The sequence below is a fragment of the Paraburkholderia sp. IW21 genome, from assembly GCF_041321145.1.
In the GTDB taxonomy this organism is placed as follows: domain Bacteria; phylum Pseudomonadota; class Gammaproteobacteria; order Burkholderiales; family Burkholderiaceae; genus Paraburkholderia.
In genome coordinates this window covers 45505-63771 of sequence record NZ_JBGGWA010000005.1, presented here as the reverse complement: position 1 = coordinate 63771, position 18267 = coordinate 45505, and the positions used below count along the sequence as shown (strand labels likewise).

The following is an 18267-nucleotide window of genomic DNA, read 5'->3' as shown; positions in this document are numbered from 1 at the left end:
ATTTGTTAGCAAGCTATTTAATAGTGAGGTATTGATTTTTCTGGATGCCCAGGGATCGAATACGATAGGGCCGAAGCTGATTACCCTTCTTATCTGTTCACCTGGAAAACCGGTGCACGAAGTCGCCGTCCGCTGGTGTAAATCGGCAAGAGTAGTAGATGGCCAAACTCTTTCTTGCCTTGTCACACTCAGCAATCGAAACATTGGTGGAAGCTGTGACCTGCTATACGACCAACAGTTGCCTACCCGGACGTGCGTGATCGGTAACGATCGGGTCCGAAGCTCCGGAGACAACGCACTCTTCAGAAGACGGCTCACCGTGGCGACACGAGGAATCGACACTGGCAGTAGCCGCGTGGTGTGGAGGCAAGACAAGTTCCACAGGCGTAACGTAAATGAATTGTCGTACGACCCTCGTAAGAAGTGATGGGCCAAAGCTGCTGTAAGGCCCAAACCAAAAAATGAGTAGCCGATTGACGCTCATCGCTGCGAGCGCAGTCGCCGTTAAGCGGGAAGGCAGAGCATCGCGCCTGTCCTCGCTCGGCGGTGTTGCGTCGTCGGCTCGTGGATGGTCCAGCATCGAAATTTCGATCAGCGCCAGCAACACGCACGGTATGCCATTGACGTCTGCGCGGTTATTCGCGGAAGAGTTCGCTAATGGTCGCTCGGAACCAGCTCAACGATGGGTCGCGAGAATAGCGTTCGTGCCAATGTTGCATGACCCGGTAAGTGGGCACCGCAAAAGGCAATTCAATCAATTTGATCGGCGTGTTCTCGGCGACGATACGTGCAAATCGCTCGGGGACGATCGCGAGATATTCGGTGCTTGCGATATTCGAGACGACGCCCAGAAAATTCGGGATACGCAACCCGACCTTCCGTCGGATGTTGTTGCGCTCCAGCGTTTCCTCAACAATTACGTGCCCTGTTCCCTGCGTGGCAACAATCAGATGCGATTCACGCTCGAACTCTTCGAGCGTGACGCTGTTTTCGCGAAGGCGGGGGTGGTCGCGATTTACGATGCAGACGAATCTGTCGGTAAAGAGTTGCTGTTGATACATGCCTGCGTCTAGCTGCGACAAAAAGCCTATCGCAAGATCGATTTCACCTGCCTCCAGTTGGTGAGCTGTGTGTTCGGAGGTGTAACTGAGATCAATGCGAACACTGGGTGCAACTTCCCGAAGATGGGCAAGCAGGCGCGGCATCATCACCCGCTGACCTATGTCCGTCATACATAACCCGAACATACGATTCGACGTAAGCGGATCGAAGGTTGTGCGATGCAACAAAGTGAGCTTCAACGCTGACATGGCTTCGCGAATGGGACCCACTATGTCCTCGGCAAGACGCGTGGGCTGCATTCCTTCAGAAGTTCGGACAAACAGCGGGTCGTTGTAGTGCCTCCGGAATTTGGCAAGCGCCATGCTTACCGCCGATTGCCCCAGATCGAGGTTCTCCGCGGCCCGCGAAACGCTGGCCGTTCGATAGACCTCGTCAAACACCATCAAGCTCTTCAGGTCGAGATTCTCCACCTCTGTCTCCTCTATCAATATGTTTGACGATGTCTATCAATTGTTACATATAGATTGATGGTGCGCGAGTCCCTAGAATCGACCACGTTATGAAGGCCCACCGAACTGCGGGGGCGTTCAGACGCATTCATGTACTTGCAATAAGTCGGAGGAGACATGGCATCAGGACAGCAGCATTCGCTGCCCATCCTTATTTCGGGTGGTGGCATTGGTGGATTCGCGGCGGCACTTGCCCTGAGCAAGGCCGGTTTCAAAGTTCGGCTTTTCGAGCGCGCCCAGGAGATCAAAGAGATCGGGGCGGGCATTCAGATCGGGCCAAATGCCTTCCACGTTTTCGAACGACTTGGCGTCACGGATGCGGTCCGTGCCAAGGCGGCGATGCCTCAACGGCTGGTGATGATGGATGGGATATCGGGTGAGCAGGTTGTGTCGATTCCTCTCGACGACCAGTTCCTCAACCGGTTCACCTACCCCTATGCACTAATTCACCGTGCCGATCTTCATCGGATTCTTCTGGACGCCTGCCTGCGCTCGGATCTGATCGAAGTGTCGACGAACGTGAAAGTGAACGGTTTCACTGACCACGGCGACAGCGTTGTATTGCAGACGACGGACGGCGACGTCCGGGGGCGTGCGCTGATCGGCGCTGATGGACTCTGGTCGACCGTACGGAGCCAGATCGTCGGAGACGGTGGTCCACGAGTGTCCGGGCATATCGCATATCGCGCGGTTCTTCCAATCAGCGAAGTGCCGGAGGATTTGCGCTCAAACACGATGACGCTCTGGGCCGGGGCGAAGACTCACCTGGTTCACTATCCGCTGCGCGGCGGAGAGTTGTTTAATCTTGTCGCCGTATTCCATAGCGACCGGTACGTGGAAGGTTGGGACGCTGTGGGCGATGCAGAAGAGCTACATCTTCGCTTTCGTGACGCAGTGCCCACCGTGAAGACCCTGCTCGAAAAAATCCAGACGTGGCGCATGTGGGTGCTGTGCGATCGTGATCCGGTGAAGAACTGGTCGAAGGGCAACGTGACGCTTCTGGGCGACGCCGCACACCCGATGTTGCAATACATGGCGCAGGGCGCCTGCATGGCCATGGAAGACGCCGTCGTGCTTGCGGACGAGATTGCCCATGCCAACGACGATCTCGCGACCGCATTCGTGCGTTATCAGGAACGGCGCTATCTGCGCACGGGCAAGGTCCAGATGAGCGCACGATTGTATGGCGAGTTCTATCACGCGAATGGCGTGAATCGCGAGTTGCGGAATCAGTTCCTGCAGTCACGGTCCCTCGATCAGACGCTGGATGGTATGGCATGGCTCTATGACGCCAGTGCTATCCGCCCGGCTTCACAGCTCCGGGGCGAGAGCCTGGTGACCACAAACTGAGGTCGGACTGCCTGACCAGATCGCCACGCGTCACGTGTGCCACTAGAAATACTGCTGGGATAAAAACATGAAGATCTGCCGCTTTAATGAAAACCGCCTTGGTCTTGTAGAAGGCGATGTAGTCAGGGACGTAACGGAAGCTCTCCGGGTCCTTCCTTCGGCTCAATATCCGTTTCCTGAACATGATGTACTGATCGCGGATCTGGAGCAGGTTCGACACGCAGCATTGGAGATAGCGCCGCGAGCGCGGTCGATTCCGCTCTCTGAGGTTGCGCTGTTGAGTCCGGTCGCAAACCCTGGAAAGATTGTCGCAGCCCCGGTGAACTACCAGAAGCACCTGAAAGAAGTGCTCGGCGATGCGAATCTGCATCACGACAACCAGATTAACCATATCCAGCGCGCGGGCCTGTTTCTGAAAGCGACGAGCTCGCTCGTCGGTGCATCCCAAGGCGTTGCGCTGCGCAAGCTCGATCGTCGCAACGATCACGAAGTCGAGCTCGCCGTCGTCATCGGTAAAACAGCCGCCAACGTGTCGAAGGAAGATGCACTCAAGTACGTTGCCGGCTATTGCATCGGTCTGGACATCACGATTCGGGGCCCGGAAGAGCGCAGCTTCCGCAAATCTCCGGACTCGTACACGGTATTGGGTCCGTGGCTCGTCACGAGCGACGAGCTTCCGGACCCGGGCAATCTCGGATTCTCCATTGCGGTCAACGGAGAGATTCGTCAGCAATCCAACACCAGTGAGCTGATTCTCGGTGTGCCGGAACTGATCGAATTTGCTTCCTCTTTCTATACCCTGCACCCCGGCGACGTGATCATTACCGGTACGCCCGAAGGTGTTGCATCGATTCGGCCGGGTGACAGCATGTTCGCCGAGTTCGATGCCATTGGCTCGATGCGCGTAGATGTTCGAAGCAGCGGGATCGGGGCTTGACCATGCAGACACCCGACATTCAACTGGCCAGGGACACGGACGATCCGAAACGCCTCGCGCTATACGGGCGACTCAACGAACAGCATTCGGCGCCCTTGTGGGCTGTGATGGCCCAGCTCGTGACGCCCGAGCCGAGGCCGCGCAGCGTTGCGCATAAGTGGGACTACCCGGTTATGCGCAAGCTGCTCCTTGAGGCAGGAGAGCTGATTACCGCGAAGGAGGCGGAGCGCCGGGTTCTGGTGCTCGAGAACCCGGGCATCCGTGGGATGTCACAGATCACCCAGAGCTTGTATGCCGGCCTTCAGCTGATCCTGCCGGGCGAAGTGGCGCCCAGCCATCGACACGCTGCGGCCGCCCTGCGTCTGATTATCGAAGGTCAGGGCGGATATACAGCAGTTAGTGGCGAACGCATCCCGATGTCCGCGGGCGACTTTATCGTGACGCCCTCCTGGACCTTCCATGACCACGGCAATCTCGGCGAGGACCCCGTCATCTGGCTTGATGGCCTTGACGTCCCAATCGTCAACCTCTTTGACGCGAGTTTCGCCGAAGCCTATCCCTCCGGCGAGACACAGCAGGTCGAACGGTCCGCGGGAGACGCACTTGCCCGCTACGGTTCGAACATGCTGCCGATCGGGTACGTCCCGGAGGGTAGCTCCTCCCCGGTTTTTCATTACCCGTACTCGAGGGTGAAGGAAGCGTTCCGGCAACTGGCACGCGGTGGTGTGGATGACTGTCACGGTATCAAGCTCCAGTACACCAATCCCACGACGGGGGGGTATCCGATGCCGACGATGGGCGCGTTTATTCAGCAGTTGCCAGCCCGATTCAATGGCCGACCGTACCGGTGTACCGATGCCACGGTTTATTGCGTGCGAGAAGGGCAGGGTGTGAGCACGATAAGCGGTGAGCGTATCGAATGGAATGTGGGTGACGTATTCGTTGCGCCGTCGTGGAGCGTGACTTCACACCGGACGACCGAACACGCAGTCCTTTTCAGCTTCTCTGACCGGCCCGCGCAAAAGGCACTTGGACTTTGGCGCGAGCAACGGTTGGACGACTGAGTGTCACCGCGCGCCGGGGCCGTGCTGAACCTCGGCGCGGAAATTCGGACATCGCGAATGTCACGGTAGTTGCCCTCGATGATGTACCGGTGGCATGCGCGGAGTTCAACTCTGGAGTACCGAATAAATCAGGATTGACCCCACGATGTGCTGGCGTGCCGTAAGCGCCGTGCAGAGCATTTCGAATGTTCGCCATAAGAGCGACAGCAAGTGAGGAGGCGAAGTATGTTTGCAATGAATGCGTGGTACGTGGCTGGGTGGGATCATGAGATTGGCCGTCAGCTCACGCCGAAGAAGGTATGCGGTATTTCTATTGTCGTCTACAGAAAACTGGATGGCTCCGCAGCGGCGCTCGAGGATGCCTGTTGGCATCGCTTGCTGCCCCTGTCACTTGGAACACTGAATGGTGACGCTGTCACGTGCGGCTACCACGGACTGGTGTTTGCAGCTGACGGCCGCTGCATCCAGATGCCATCACAGGAAACCCTGAACCCATCGGCCTGCGTGCGGTCTTTTCCCGTCGTCGAGCGACATCGGTTTGTCTGGGTCTGGATGGGGGACCCACAGCTGGCGGACGAAGCGCTCGTTCCTAACCTGTTCCAGAATGACAGCCCCGATTGGGCCGGTGACGGTGGGACGACACATCTTCAATGCGACTATCGTCTGCTGATCGACAATCTCATGGATCTTACCCACGAGACCTTCGTCCATCACAGCAGTATCGGTAATCGCGCCGTCGCTGAAGCGCCCTTTACCGTTTCCCGTACACAACACACTGTCGAGGTGACGCGCTGGATGGTCAACATCGAGCCGCCCCCCTTCTTCAAAAAGCATCTTGGAAAGGCGGGGCCGGTAGACCGGTGGCAACACATCACATTTCATGCTCCGGGCACCGTCACGATTGACGTTGGTGTCGCGCCGACGGGCACCGGCGCGCCCGAGGGCGATCGCAGTCAGGGCATTACGGGCTTCGTGATTCACGTGAGCACGCCGGAGACAGAGACCTCTTGCGTCTACTACTGGGCAATCGTACGGAACTACAAGCTCAGCAGCCAGCGCCTCACTACCGAGTGGCGCGAGGCGGTACGCTCGATTTTTGCTGAAGATAAGGCGATTCTCGAAGCACAGCAGGGTGCGGTGTCGCGCTATCCCGATCGCGAATTCTATCCGCTTAACGTCGATGGGGGAGCCTTACTGGCGCGCCGTTACATCGACCGGCTTGTGGAACGTGAGCGGCAGGGAAGTACCGGCAAAAATCCGGTCGTTCCCATTGTCTCCCTCGGTTCGCAAGCAGCGGAGTAGCGACATGAAATACGTACAGGCTGTGTATGTCACTCGCGTCGAGCAGGTATGCGACGACGTCCGTCTTATCGAGCTCGACTTCAGGGCGCCTCTTGCATTCCAGCCGGGAAGCCACGTTGATGTTCTTTGTCAACTGGAATCGGGTACCCAGTCGAGGTCCTATTCGCTGATCGGCACGCAGAATGGTGAATCGAAGGGGCTCATCGCAGTGCGACGCGTGGAAACGTCGCGGGGAGGTTCGGCTTTCATGTGGTGCCTGCGCGAAGGCGATGCGCTCCGGATTGACGGTCCGCACAACGCGTTTCCGCTGTCGACGCACGCGGTACCCCGGATTCTCGTGGCGGGTGGTATCGGCATTACGCCTATCGTAGGGATGGTCGAGCAGTTGCTGGCTGCCGGCGCGGAGTTTCGTCTCGTTTATGCTGGACGCAATCGCAAATCCATGCCGTTCCTCAACCAGTTAGAGGCGCGTCTGGGTCGTGCAATGGAGATTTATGACGCCAGCCTGGACGAGGTCGTCTCCTTCGAAAATCTGCTGGAGGGATTGGATCGCGACGCAGAGATGTACGTCTGCGGCCCTGTCGGCATGTTGACCGCGGCGAGGAACGCATGGGTTGCTGATGGTCGACGAAGCGCCGATCTGCGATTCGAGTCATTTGCCAATGGCGGCGCATATCCAAATCGCCCGTTCACGCTAAAGGTGCCCCGGCTCGGAATAGAGGTCGGCGTCGGCGCAGACGAGACCGTGCTTGATGCGCTGGAAGCTGCCGGCGCCGACCCGCTTTTCAATTGCAGAAAGGGCGAGTGCGGACTGTGTGCTGTACAGGTTGTCCAATCCACGGGTGAAATCGATCACCGTGACGTGTTCCTGTCCGATGAGCAAAAGCGGGAAGGAATAAAGATGTGCGCCTGTGTGTCGCGGGTCAATGGGGGAAGCCTCACCGTAGACCTTCCTTAGGCCGTTTGACGTGTCTCTCGACTGACGCGTCAGCCGGTTCGAAGCTGATTAACAAAAAGAGCGGCTCGCAGCCGCACGGAGACAAATATGAGTACATCATCGGCCTCAATACAGGTGCACGAGGTTATAGACGCCCGACCGCTGAGTCGCCTGCAGTTTTACGCTATATCGCTTTGTATATTAACGGCGGTTCTGGACGGCTTCGATACACAGATCATTGGTATGTTGGCCCCGGTCATTTCGCGGGGGATCGGAGTGCCCGTTACCCATTTTGGACCAGTATTCAGTGCCGGGTTACTTGGCATGCTTCTCGGGGCAGTCTCGCTGGGTCCCCTTGCCGATCGATTCGGCCGCAAGACGATGATCGTTCTTTCGACCGTGCTTTTTGGAGCACTTTCGATCGCAACCGCGTATGTCGAAACGTATGATCAGCTCCTGATATTGCGCTTCCTCACTGGAGTCGGATTGGGTGGGGCACTTCCTAATGCGATTTCGCTGGCGTCGGAATATGCCCCGCGGCGGCATAGCCGCACCATTGTCGCCACCCTGATGTGCGGTATGCCGTTAGGTGCGGTGCTGGGTGGCATGATCAGCGCGACACTGATCCCCATTCACGGCTGGCAGTCTGTATTCATCGTCGGTGGTTCATTACCTCTTGCGGTCGCTTTACTATCCCTCACCCTAATGCCAGAGTCGCCTCGCTTTCTCGTGTTACGCGGGGGCAAACAGCGACAACTGGGCGCAATTGTTCAGCGGATTGCACCGGACCTGGACCCGTCTCTGGTGCGCTACGCCCCGGAGGATGCCGCGGCCCGCGTGCCGCTGCGCGACCTGTTCGCACGCGAGCACGCTGTCCAGACGTTGCTGCTCTGGATACCCTATTTTATGAACCTTGTCGTACTGTATTTCATCGTAAGCTGGATGCCGGCCGTACTGTCCTCGGCCCAGCACTCCGTTTCTGCAGGAATCCGGTCCGTGGCGCTGTTCAGTCTGGGCGGTGTCGTGGGTTGTCTGCTGCAGGGTCCGTTGATGAACCGGTTCGGTACGCGAAGGGTACTCATCTCGGAGCTCGTTGCATATATGCTGCTTGCCGTGACGCTGGCAAGCTCGGCAGGCAATGCTCACACGGTCGTCGTCGTGAGCGTCCTGATGGGCGTGGCTGTACAGGGTGTCCAGGCGGGACTGAACGCGCTAGCCGCCGAAATATATCCGATCCACATGAGGGCTACGGGCGTCGGATGCGCCGTCGGCATTGGGCGCATCGGTTCTATCTGTGGTCCGCTGATCGGCGGAATTCTTCTTGAACTGCATTGGAGCGTCAGCGAAGTGTTCCTTGCAGGCATCGTCCCGGCGGTCATAGCGGCAGTTGCTGTTGCGCTGCGTAGAAACGCCCGGCGCGAATAGAGTCTGAGTTCAGCAAGCGAACTGAACGGCACTCGAGTAGCCCAAATATAGGGCTTTTAAGTTATTAAAAAATTCGGAGATCTAATGAAAAAATACATCATCGCAGGTTTGGCAGTCTGCGCGGCGACGCCGGCATTGGCGCAAAGTAGCGTCACCCTGTATGGGATTATTGATACGGGGGTCGAATATGTTACGCACGCAAATTCCAACGGAGATTCAATTGTTCGAATGCCTGGTGTTACGGGTTCACTCCCATCGCGCTGGGGTTTGCGTGGAGCGGAAGATCTTGGGGGAGGTCTTCAGGCCCTTTTCGTGCTGGAAAACGGATTCAACCCGCGTGGAGGGGATCTGGGACAAGGTGGGCGCCTGTTCGGAAGACAGGCCTGGGTTGGAATCAAATCATCTACGTGGGGGACGCTCTCCTTCGGCCGGCAATATTCGATGGCGTACTGGGGAATCCAGGAATCTGACATTCTCGGCCCAAACATTTATGCGATCGCATCGTTTGATGCATACCTGCCCAATGCGCGTAGCGACAACGCAGTTGTCTATCAGAGTGCTACCTATTACGGGCTGAGCTTTGGCGCGACCTATTCTTTTGGCAGGGACTCCGCCGGAACCGGGAACGCTCCAGGGCAGGGTACTTGCGCGGGTAGTGTTGCGGGCCAGTTTACTGCGTGCAGGCAGTGGAGCGCCCGTTTGAAATACGACGGAGGTAATTTCGGCGCATCGGCCGTGTACGATGAACAGAGAGGTGGCGCGAAGGCGACTGCGAGCTTTTTCGATGGTGTGGCGGCGGTACCGATCACGGCAAGCGGTGATAAGGACGCGCGCATCGAAGCCAACGGCTGGGCGAAGATCGGACCAGCGAGACTGGGTGCGGGATGGATCGCCCGGACGGTAACGGGACCCGGCGTTGAGGGCGTCCGTGCGAACCTCTTTTATGCCGGGGCAAGTATTCAAGCCACACCGGCGGTTATCGTTGATGGCGAGATGTACCGCATGATTGTGTCCCAGCACGATACCCGCGGCACCCTGGGGACGCTGCGCCTTACCTATCTGCTATCAAAAAGCACTGCCGTATACGCGCAAGGCTCTTACCTCGATAACAGCGCCAGGGCGCAGTTTACCGTTAGCTCGGGCGGCGGAGGCACGACGCCGGCGGCGGGCGACGGTCAGTTCGGGGCCATGGTAGGGATCAGACACAGCTTCTAAGGCAGGCAACGCTCCGTGACCGGGACGCGCGGGAATACTGCGCCCCGGTTCGCTTACGTCCTATCGACTGAAATCTGGGAAGCACCGCATGATGAACAAATTCACCGTACATACGGGTCTGGTTGTACCTCTCGACCGGGAGAACGTGGACACCGACGCGATCATTCCGAAGCAATTTATGAAGTCGATCAGGCGGACGGGATATGGCCCACACGCGTTCGATCAATGGCGCTATCTCGACCACGGCGAGCCGGGGATGGACAATTCAACGCGACCCCTCAATCAGGAATTCATACTCAACCATCCCCGTTATCAGGGCGCATCGATCCTGTTGACGCGGCGCAACTTCGGCTGCGGGAGCTCCCGTGAGCATGCGCCGTGGGCGTTGGAGCAGTTCGGCTTCCGGGCATTAATCGGACCGGGCTTCGCAGAGATCTTTTACAACAATTGCTTTAAGAACGGGTTATTGCCGATCGTGCTGCCGGAAGAGCAGGTAACACATCTGTTCGAGCAGACGCGCTCAAACTGCGGGTTTCAGTTGACCGTTGATCTGGAGCGGCAGCGCATAACGACATCGAGCGGTGAAGAGCACTCGTTCGAGGTCGAAGCATTCAGGAAATATTGCCTGCTCAACGGCTACGACGACATCGCGCTCACCTTGCGTCACGCCGACCTGATTCGAAGTTTCGAGAAAAAGCGGATAGAGAGCCAGCCGTGGCTCGCCAGACACCTGACATCTCCAAAGATCGGAAAATGACCTGCGGCTGGACAGTCGGGGATGCGTCTCCGATCCTGAAGCACTTCTACTGAATGGATTTCATCACGCCGCGTTGAGCTGATAACGGAAGACGTGTCATCCAGTGTTCGCCGGGGATAGGGCTATGAATAAAGTAATAACAATCCGGCTTCGGCTGCTCTTCGCGTTCGGATCATGCGCGATCCTGACGGTGACGTCGGCATCGCTGGCCGCGATCGAGTTGTTCGGTCGAAATATTTCGGGAACTCGATCGGATTTTCTCCTGAGCGGTGTGATCTTCGCATGCACCGTCGGAACCGCCATGTCGTTGTGGGCGACCGTTCATCTTCAACGCGTTGTCTGTGGCGGACTGATCCGCATGCGGAGGAATTTTGAGGAAATTACGAGGACACTGGATCTGTCGCAGCGATCAGCCAGTCCGCGCATGGACGAGTTCGGTAGGGGCGCGTTGGCCTTCGACAAGCTGATGCAAAGATTTGAAGGAACGGTGTCTTCAGTGCGATTGTCAGCGGATGCCGTGGCCAGGGCAGTCGGCGAAATAGCGGCAGGCAACCTTGAACTTTCTGCACGTACGGAGGAACAGGCCGCGTCTCTGCAAGAGACGGCATCAAGCATGACACAGCTAGCTCAGACGGTAAGACAGAATGCGGAGAGCACGCACGAGGCTACCATGTTAGTCGGACAGGCCACCGAGGTCTCGGCCGCCGGAAGCAATATGGTTGTCGCGATGGAAGACACGATGAGGTGTATCAGCGAAAGCTCAAACAGAATCTCGCAAATTACCGGCCTTATCGAAGAACTGGCTTTCCAGACCAACATCCTTGCACTTAACGCTGCGGTTGAGGCTGCTCGCGCTGGTGAACAGGGAAAGGGCTTTGCCGTAGTGGCCGGCGAGGTCCGTAGCCTCGCTCAACGTTCGGCGCGGCTGCCAAAGAAATCAAGGAAGTAATCTCTGCCTCCGTGGCCGGCATCGCACTCGGCTCACAACATATGGCAGACGTGAGCCAGGTCATGGATGGTATCAGGACGGCGGTTGGGCGCGTTTCCGAGATCATGGAGGAAATCGCAGGTGCGTCGGCAGAGCAGAGTCATGGCATTGACCAGGTAAGCCGGGCGATCGTTCAGATGGACTCGGTAACGCAGCAGAATGCGGCGCTGGTTGAGCAGGCGACAGCAGCAGCCGAATCGCTTGACGACCAGGCACATAGGTTGAAGGCTGAGGTCGCCTTGTTTACCTTTGCCCCAGATCAGGCGTCCGTCGGGTGACGGCACCCGTTATAGATGTGCGCTCCGGATAGCTTTGGCCTGTGCCTGGTCGCTGCTCGATAGTGGTCCGGAGTCGCCGGAATGCCAACGCTATCGCGTACGGGGTCGCAGGACGTCATGCACAGATATCGCGGTGTCATGCTCAGGCAAGACGCCAGAGCGCTGCCTCCGTAATCTCCAGTTCGATACCGGGAAACGCTTGAGGAGACAAATGATGGCAGCGACAGATCAATTCAATTTCGAGGGCGAACTGTCCGACAACGTTCGGACGCGCTTTTTCATCAACGGAGAGTGGTGCGCGCCGAAGGGCTCAGAGGAGTTCGAGCTGGTTTCGCCCATTACCGAAGAGGTGATCTTCCGGTTGCCCGCTGCATCGATAGAAGACGCTGGTGCTGCCGTTAAGTCGGCTCGGGATGCATTCGATACAGGCTCCTGGGCGTACAGCCCGTCTGTGGAAAGGGCTGCAGCGCTTCGGAGGATTGCGTCGGAGATGCGGGATCGTCTCGCCCTTTTTGGCAGGCTTTGGACGGCGCAGGTCGGGGCGCCGAGCTGGTTTGCGAGCCAGTTTACCGGGATCGCACCGGCATACTTCGACTTTTATGCGGATCTGATTTCGCAATCTTCGTTCGACGACGAGCGCATGGTGCCCACGGGACGAGTAAAAGTCGTTCGGGAGCCGGTAGGCGTATGTGCGCTGATCGTACCGTGGAATGCCCCGCTTGTTCTGCTGACGCAAAAGCTGGCCGCCGCACTCGCAGCAGGTTGCACCGTTGTTGCGAAGCCCAGCCCGGAAACGCCGTTGGACGCATTGGTACTTGCGGAATGTTTCGCCGCCGCTGGACTTCCTCCAGGAGTATTCAACGTCGTGCCGGCTGGTCGTGAGGTCGGTGACTGGTTGATTCGCCAACCGATGATCGACAAGGTTAGCTTTACTGGCTCGACCGTGGCAGGAAAGCACATTGCACAGGTCTGTGCAGACAGACTCGCGCGAGTCAGCCTGGAACTTGGTGGAAAATCGGCCTCAGTCATCTGTGACGATGCGGACATTGGAGCCTGGATTGCGAACGTAGCGCCGTTCACAATGCCGTTCAGTGGTCAGATCTGTTTTTCGCAAACACGTGTTCTGGTGCCGCGCAAGCGGCACGACGAATTCATGAACGCATACATCCGCGCGATTGATGGGATGAAGGTTGGAAGCCCGTGGGACCCGGACACGATGATCGGACCCGTGGCAACCTCCAATCAATACCGGCGCGTGCTGGACTTCATTGACGTGGCAAAACGTGAGGGGGCCAACCCCGTCATCGGCGGGGGCCGCGCCCCTGGGCACGAGCATGGTTACTTTGTCGCTCCCACTGTGTTCGACAACGTCCATAGCGATATGACGATCGCTCGTGAGGAGGTTTTCGGTCCAGTGGTCTCGATCATATGCCACGACGGAGACGAAGACGCTATCCGCATTGCAAACGACAGTCTGTACGGTCTCAGCGGCACTATATTCTCGGCTGATATCGGCCGAGCCGAGCGCATTGCACGACGAATCCGCACGGGAAACCTCACGGTCAACGGGCTTCAGCTCGATCCTTCCATTCCCTTTGGAGGATTCAAACAGTCCGGCATCGGACGGGAAGGTGGTCCCGAGGGCCTGGAAACGTTCACGGAGACGAAGGCGATCTACTTTCCCGCCGTTTGATCAGCAAGGTGGGCGTCGCGATGACCGGGAAGACACCCTGAAAACGATCAGGTTTGGTGAACCTCCGACGCCTATCTTTCGAAACCAAGGGATAGCCAAATGACAGCGCTTGGCCCCTGAAACACAAAATGACGTTTTGCAGGAGTTGGCACATGTGGAGTGAGGTAAATCCGTTTCTTAACGGCCCGTTCGAGCCGCTTACGCGGGAATACGAGGAGGACGCGCCGATAGTCGAGGGCAAGATCCCACGCGAGTTAAGCGGAGTACTGTATCGAACCGGAAACTCGCAATTTTTCCAGCCGCTCAACGCCGACCGCGCTCACTGGTTTGATGGTGATGGCATGACGCACGCGTTCTTCCTGGACGAAGGCAGCGTACGGTATGCGTGCAAATGGGTGAAGACGGAAGGTCTTATGGTGGAACAAAAGGCCGGACGGGCGCTCTATAACGGGCTTTATGGGGCCTCGAATGTTTCTCAAGGTGAATTGCCGTCCGGCGCTCCCCCGATCAAGACCGTCGCAGGGATTAACGTCATTTCGCTCGCGGGCAAGGTATTGGCCCTTCATGAGCTCGGAAATCACTACTGGGAGCTTGATCCCGACACGCTGGAAACGAAGGGAACCTTCGATTTTGGGGGGCGCTTTGGAGACAGACTTCTCACCGGTCACCCGCACGTCGATCCGTCGACCGGAGAGACGCTTTTCATTGCGCAGGACGTTAAGGCCGGGACGTTGACGTGCTTTGCAGTAGATCGGGCCGGAGCAGTGCAGAGCGAACACTCCGTAAAAATGGATAGTCGCGCGTGGATCCACGATTTTATCTTCAGCGACGATTGGTTCATTTTCTTTTTGAGCCCGCTTATCAATAACGTTGCGGAAGAGGGCGTGGTAGCGCAGGGTAAGGGCGTCCTGTCTCTCGATACATCGGCTGGCACCCGGATATTTCTGGTTAATCGTCGCGATGGTTCGACGATCACCATCAGGCAGGAAAAAGACTTTCAGATTACGCACTTCCTGAATGCCTACCAGGAGGGCGATGAAATCGTCGTCGATGCATGCATTTCGGACCTCCTTGAGACAGCCTGTGTGCCTCCGATCGGAGAGGTATTTCCGTTTTCCTTTCCGCATGTGACAGCCCCGGTGTTTGGTTTTCCTCGAATGGTGCGTACGATTATCGATGCCCGTAACCGGCGTTCGGCCCAGATGGCATTCGAGGGGGTGGAGGGCGAGTTCCTCAGGTTGAATGAGGCGGTCTCGGGCAAGAAGCATCGATTTGGATATCTCGCGGCTGTCGATCCTGAAAGGAGCGGGCAAGGATTCAATTGCCTCGCGAAGTTCGACTTTGCAACAGGCAATATGCAACTGCAGGGAATTGAAGAGAGTTATAGCATGATCCCCGGGGAGCCGATTTTTGTACCGCATCCTTCGCCGGATAGCGAAGACCACGGATGGCTGCTCTCGGTCTGGTGGAATCCTATGCGAAATTCTTCGGAACTGCTTATTCTCGATGCGAGGGAGTTCGACGGGGAACCCGTCGCAAGGATTCGGATCAACAATCGCATTCCGCTCGCATTCCATGGCAACTGGATTCCCCGTTCGCGGATCGGGGCCGCCTAGCGCATTAGCCGTCGTGTCCGCGCCGTTGCCCAGCAGCGGTGCGGGGTGCCGTTAGCGGAGCTGGATTGCGTTGCCCGGATCAGTCAGGAAGTTACGGCGATACTCGGATGCCGTCAGCCCCATTTCCTCCTTGAACGCGCGTGAAAAGTGAGGCGAGCTGCTAAAGCCCCAGCGGAAGGCTATCGTAGTCACGCTGAGCGCTGCGTTCGCCCCGGAACGAAGCTCTTCCGAACACCTTTGAATACGGCGCTTCCAGATATACTCGCCCACGGTCTGGCTACCCGCCCGCTTGAACAGGCGATGAACCTGACGAATTGACATTCCAAGAGCGCTCGCGATGGAAGGCGGACTGAGTTCCGGGTCTGAGAGATGTTCTTCGATGAATTGCATGACCGCACGACGTTGTGTCTCCAGTGGTCGTGCGGGCCACGGGCATTGGATACGAAAAGCGTCAGAAAACAGGCTTCTGAGAAGGTCGACCGATGATATCGCGATATTCGAATCGACGTTCTCCAACTCCCTGAAGAGCGAGACTACAAGGTCGGAAAACATCCGTGCCGAACCCGATGTTCCAGGAGGCTCAAAGGTCGGATAGATGAGTGGCTGCCTCGGTGGCTGCGCCGGGATCAAACCCGGGACGTTCACGAAGATCAGCTCCATACAGTGCTGGCTGCTGATAGTGAACGGGCACCGGGCATCAAAGACCGTCCATTCTCCCGGCAATAGACGAATTTGCCTGACGCCGTCTCCGAGAAGACTGTCGCCGTTCGTCTGCAATGCGACGAAGATCGGAGCTATATCTGACCCTAATCTGGGTCGTCCCCTGTATACGGAGGGTGTCGCCGCGACGCGCGCAAACCGTGCTGCTCCCACGGCGCCGCAGGTGATCGATCCGCCGAACGGTGTCGTGCCGATGGTTTCGAATTCGCACGACTGACGATTTTCTTCGGGCGGGCTGCCTGCGACCAGATCGCTGATTAAATCTGGCCACGCGCGCCTTTCGCTGGAAGATGTGACGTGCAGAACCTGATGTCTCAGTTGCGTACCGATTTTGCTCTCCTACTAATTCATTAGTCGCATCAATTCACGGAACATTGTTGTGAACTTCCTCGGATTCTCGATAAATTTGCGCGGCCATGGCAGACGTGTTTTCCCTTATGCCCGTTGTATCTGCAGTATTCGCGCGTGAGCTGGCAGCGGGCCGGCTGGTTCCCCCGTGGGCTAGGGAATCCAAATCGGGCCACTGCCGTCTGAGTGCTTTCTCTCGTCAGACTCACTGGAAGTCGATGTGGTGAAACGTTCAGTTAAAACGCTCGCCCGACTACGTGCAGCTATACATTTCAGAGCCGATCCAGGAGCCATCAGATAATGCCGGCCCCCTACACGCCGGATAGTGAATCCGCACAGATTCAATTGTCGTTATCAGATATCGGTAAGTCACGGGCAGGCAAGATTCGCTGCTCAGGGGCTTCTAGACTAACGGTGTTGAAAAGCCTCGCGTCGCAAATGCGTCGGAGATACAGACATAACGTAGCGGAATTTGCGTGCGTGCCACCGGATAGTTTTGCGCGGGAGCAAGGCCCTGCGTTCACAGGAGAGCGATGTTGCCGATGCAGCGATGGCAAGTCGTCCCTGACGCAGAGTGTCGGAGCATTGTCTCCCCGGGCGCCGCGATGAACAGGTCTGTGCACTTACCACAAGAAAGAATCAAATAACGGAGGCAAAGATGGCCTATAAGTGGATTGCCAAGCGAATCGAGTCCCTCGACGAAGAGCGGGACTGTGACGAAATCTGGAAGTTGATGACCGCGTACCGGGCCAACGATTTCGTGATGAACCTCATCTACGCGGTTACGTTTCCGCACTTCATCATCAGTGAGTTTGGGGCGAAGGTGCTTCTCGACGGCGGCAAGGGAAAAATCGTCCGCGCGCCGGATCGACGCGCGGATGACACGTCATGGAAAATGCAGACGTGGTGGCATTATGGCTCGGCGCACGACGAGACGAAGCGAAACGTCGACTCGATCAATCGTATCCACGCGTTCTATGCGAAGAAGTACCCGGACGAGGGCCCGGACACATTCGCGGACGACGACATCTACATGTATACGTTGTGTTACGAGGCTGCAGGCATGCACCGCTTGATGAGGCGGGTCGGGTTACGTGGCTTCTCGGAAAAGGAAAAGCGCGTTGCAGTCAGGTTCTGGACAAAGATGACTGGCCTCTTTCTCAATGTAAAGAGCGGCAGGCCGATTGGTGGCTTCCCTGAGACGTTCGAAGGCGTAATGGCTTTCATGGACCAATATGAGGGGCGCGACGTCGATGGTGAGCATCCTCTCGGCGTCGAAGCGACTGCGCACATAATCGAGCAGTTTGCGAATCGCTATTTCCCGCGGTCCTTGCGATGGTTCGGGCGTCTGTGGGTCATCAGTCTGCTTCCGGCATGGATGCTCGGTCCATACAAGATCAGGCAGCCTCATCCGTTCGTATTGAAAGCATTTCGCCTGGGAACTGCGGCTTTCTTCTGGATAGGCGATCGACTCGCCCCAGATCCCGCCAATACGTTCATTGAGCGGCGAGACGCCCGGCTGGCTATCTGCGTGGCAGCGGCTACGCCACCGATAAAGCCCAGGCATGAGCAGTCTTCTGGGAGCGGATGCCCGTTTCATGGCCGTGCGGCGCATAAGGAAGAATATATCGGCACAGACAGTGAGGGCGAGGACAGACACTAGAGATCTTTGTACCCGTGCGGCGGCCATTATCGGGGCCACCCGGACTTACTTCCTGACGCAGCGCGGGCCGTACCAACAGTCGGAGCATTCGTATTAGGCTCCTTCTTTTTTTGCGCCGCATTTGCCGCTATTGTGTGAAAACCAGTCCTATGGGTAGAGGAAGGCAAGGGGATCCGGGATAAACCGCAGGCGGCGTGGGCGGCGGAAGGATGAACGTTGAAAACTAAACGCAGCCGCCGCGGACCTTGGTATTTGGACAGGCGACATTTTGTTGCGACCACGCGGGATACGCAGAACATGGCGTTGTGCATCCCAGCGAGTCTCTGTTCCCGACGTATCGGTATGCGGTTCGGTCGGAGGACAGTGAATAGATTCAGATCGGCCTACGCCACCAACGGTGGGT

15 protein-coding genes are annotated in these 18267 nt (G+C 57.3%); 13 read left to right on the top strand and 2 right to left on the bottom strand.

Translation table 11 applies throughout. The features are described 5' to 3' along the window. Positions 1 to 635: 635 nt before the first annotated feature. Positions 636 to 1532 carry a LysR family transcriptional regulator gene (locus ACAX43_RS13500; protein WP_370708903.1) on the bottom strand — a complete coding sequence of 299 codons (897 nt, stop codon included), beginning with the start codon at positions 1530 to 1532 and terminating at the stop codon, positions 636 to 638. A 156-nt stretch (positions 1533 to 1688) separates the two neighbouring features. Here ACAX43_RS13500 and ACAX43_RS13495 point away from each other — a divergent pair, with 156 nt between their 5' ends. The 12 genes from ACAX43_RS13495 (at position 1689) to ACAX43_RS13440 (ending at position 15133) form a co-directional block, all read left to right on the top strand. Beyond that, complete coding sequence (locus ACAX43_RS13495) at positions 1689 to 2921, top strand: 3-hydroxybenzoate 6-monooxygenase (protein WP_370708902.1); 1233 nt, start codon at positions 1689 to 1691, stop codon at positions 2919 to 2921. A 67-nt stretch (positions 2922 to 2988) separates the two neighbouring features. After that, the gene (locus tag ACAX43_RS13490) at positions 2989 to 3858 is read left to right on the top strand and encodes a fumarylacetoacetate hydrolase family protein (protein WP_370708901.1); all 870 of its coding nucleotides are present in this window, start codon (positions 2989 to 2991) and stop codon (positions 3856 to 3858) included. A gap of 2 nt (positions 3859 to 3860) precedes the next feature. Next, positions 3861 to 4922 carry a gentisate 1,2-dioxygenase gene (gtdA, locus tag ACAX43_RS13485; protein ID WP_370708900.1) on the top strand — a complete coding sequence of 354 codons (1062 nt, stop codon included), beginning with the start codon at positions 3861 to 3863 and terminating at the stop codon, positions 4920 to 4922. A 225-nt stretch (positions 4923 to 5147) separates the two neighbouring features. Further along, entirely contained in the window at positions 5148 to 6224 is a 1077-nt protein-coding gene (locus ACAX43_RS13480; RefSeq protein ID WP_370708899.1) for a Rieske 2Fe-2S domain-containing protein, read from the top strand. Between the two features lie 4 nt (positions 6225 to 6228). Next, complete coding sequence (locus ACAX43_RS13475) at positions 6229 to 7182, top strand: 2Fe-2S iron-sulfur cluster-binding protein (RefSeq protein ID WP_370708898.1); 954 nt, start codon at positions 6229 to 6231, stop codon at positions 7180 to 7182. Between the two features lie 87 nt (positions 7183 to 7269). Beyond that, positions 7270 to 8586 carry an MFS transporter gene (locus ACAX43_RS13470; protein WP_370708897.1) on the top strand — a complete coding sequence of 439 codons (1317 nt, stop codon included), beginning with the start codon at positions 7270 to 7272 and terminating at the stop codon, positions 8584 to 8586. An 84-nt stretch (positions 8587 to 8670) separates the two neighbouring features. After that, positions 8671 to 9801, top strand: a complete 1131-nt coding sequence (locus ACAX43_RS13465; protein WP_370708896.1) for a porin — start codon at positions 8671 to 8673, stop codon at positions 9799 to 9801. A 91-nt stretch (positions 9802 to 9892) separates the two neighbouring features. After that, the gene (gene leuD, locus ACAX43_RS13460) at positions 9893 to 10558 is read left to right on the top strand and encodes a 3-isopropylmalate dehydratase small subunit (protein ID WP_370709324.1); all 666 of its coding nucleotides are present in this window, start codon (positions 9893 to 9895) and stop codon (positions 10556 to 10558) included. Positions 10559 to 10682: 124 nt separating this feature from the next. Next, the gene (locus ACAX43_RS13455) at positions 10683 to 11507 is read left to right on the top strand and encodes a methyl-accepting chemotaxis protein (RefSeq protein ID WP_370708895.1); all 825 of its coding nucleotides are present in this window, start codon (positions 10683 to 10685) and stop codon (positions 11505 to 11507) included. Positions 11508 to 11548: 41 nt separating this feature from the next. Further along, positions 11549 to 11824, top strand: coding sequence for a hypothetical protein (locus tag ACAX43_RS13450; RefSeq protein ID WP_370708894.1), 276 nt, complete (start codon positions 11549 to 11551; stop codon positions 11822 to 11824). 211 nt (positions 11825 to 12035) lie between these two features. Further along, complete coding sequence (locus tag ACAX43_RS13445; protein WP_370708893.1) at positions 12036 to 13517, top strand: aldehyde dehydrogenase; 1482 nt, start codon at positions 12036 to 12038, stop codon at positions 13515 to 13517. 152 nt (positions 13518 to 13669) lie between these two features. Beyond that, positions 13670 to 15133, top strand: a complete 1464-nt coding sequence (locus ACAX43_RS13440) for a carotenoid oxygenase family protein (RefSeq protein WP_370708892.1) — start codon at positions 13670 to 13672, stop codon at positions 15131 to 15133. 51 nt (positions 15134 to 15184) lie between these two features. On the opposite strand, the gene ACAX43_RS13435 is transcribed toward ACAX43_RS13440, so the two are convergent. Continuing rightward, positions 15185 to 16048 (bottom strand): helix-turn-helix domain-containing protein, encoded by an 864-nt coding sequence (locus ACAX43_RS13435; protein ID WP_370709323.1) that lies wholly within the window; start codon positions 16046 to 16048, stop codon positions 15185 to 15187. An 811-nt stretch (positions 16049 to 16859) separates the two neighbouring features. On the opposite strand from ACAX43_RS13435, the gene ACAX43_RS13430 reads away from it, so the two are divergent. After that, a complete protein-coding gene (locus ACAX43_RS13430) occupies positions 16860 to 17864 on the top strand; it encodes a hypothetical protein (RefSeq protein ID WP_042975236.1) in 1005 nt (334 codons plus the stop codon). Positions 17865 to 18267: the final 403 nt, after the last annotated feature.

Bases quoted from the DNA above. Each gene is read 5' to 3' on its own strand.
- ACAX43_RS13495 (WP_370708902.1), top strand. From the start codon at position 1,689: ATGGCATCAGGACAGCAGCATTCGCTGCCCATCCTTATTTCGGGTGGT.
- ACAX43_RS13490 (WP_370708901.1), top strand. From the start codon at position 2,989: ATGAAGATCTGCCGCTTTAATGAAAACCGCCTTGGTCTTGTAGAAGGC.
- gtdA (WP_370708900.1), top strand. From the start codon at position 3,861: ATGCAGACACCCGACATTCAACTGGCCAGGGACACGGACGATCCGAAA.
- ACAX43_RS13480 (WP_370708899.1), top strand. From the start codon at position 5,148: ATGTTTGCAATGAATGCGTGGTACGTGGCTGGGTGGGATCATGAGATT.
- ACAX43_RS13475 (WP_370708898.1), top strand. From the start codon at position 6,229: ATGAAATACGTACAGGCTGTGTATGTCACTCGCGTCGAGCAGGTATGC.
- ACAX43_RS13470 (WP_370708897.1), top strand. From the start codon at position 7,270: ATGAGTACATCATCGGCCTCAATACAGGTGCACGAGGTTATAGACGCC.
- ACAX43_RS13465 (WP_370708896.1), top strand. From the start codon at position 8,671: ATGAAAAAATACATCATCGCAGGTTTGGCAGTCTGCGCGGCGACGCCG.
- leuD (WP_370709324.1), top strand. From the start codon at position 9,893: ATGAACAAATTCACCGTACATACGGGTCTGGTTGTACCTCTCGACCGG.
- ACAX43_RS13455 (WP_370708895.1), top strand. From the start codon at position 10,683: ATGAATAAAGTAATAACAATCCGGCTTCGGCTGCTCTTCGCGTTCGGA.
- ACAX43_RS13450 (WP_370708894.1), top strand. From the start codon at position 11,549: ATGGCAGACGTGAGCCAGGTCATGGATGGTATCAGGACGGCGGTTGGG.
- ACAX43_RS13445 (WP_370708893.1), top strand. From the start codon at position 12,036: ATGATGGCAGCGACAGATCAATTCAATTTCGAGGGCGAACTGTCCGAC.
- ACAX43_RS13440 (WP_370708892.1), top strand. From the start codon at position 13,670: ATGTGGAGTGAGGTAAATCCGTTTCTTAACGGCCCGTTCGAGCCGCTT.
- ACAX43_RS13430 (WP_042975236.1), top strand. From the start codon at position 16,860: ATGGCCTATAAGTGGATTGCCAAGCGAATCGAGTCCCTCGACGAAGAG.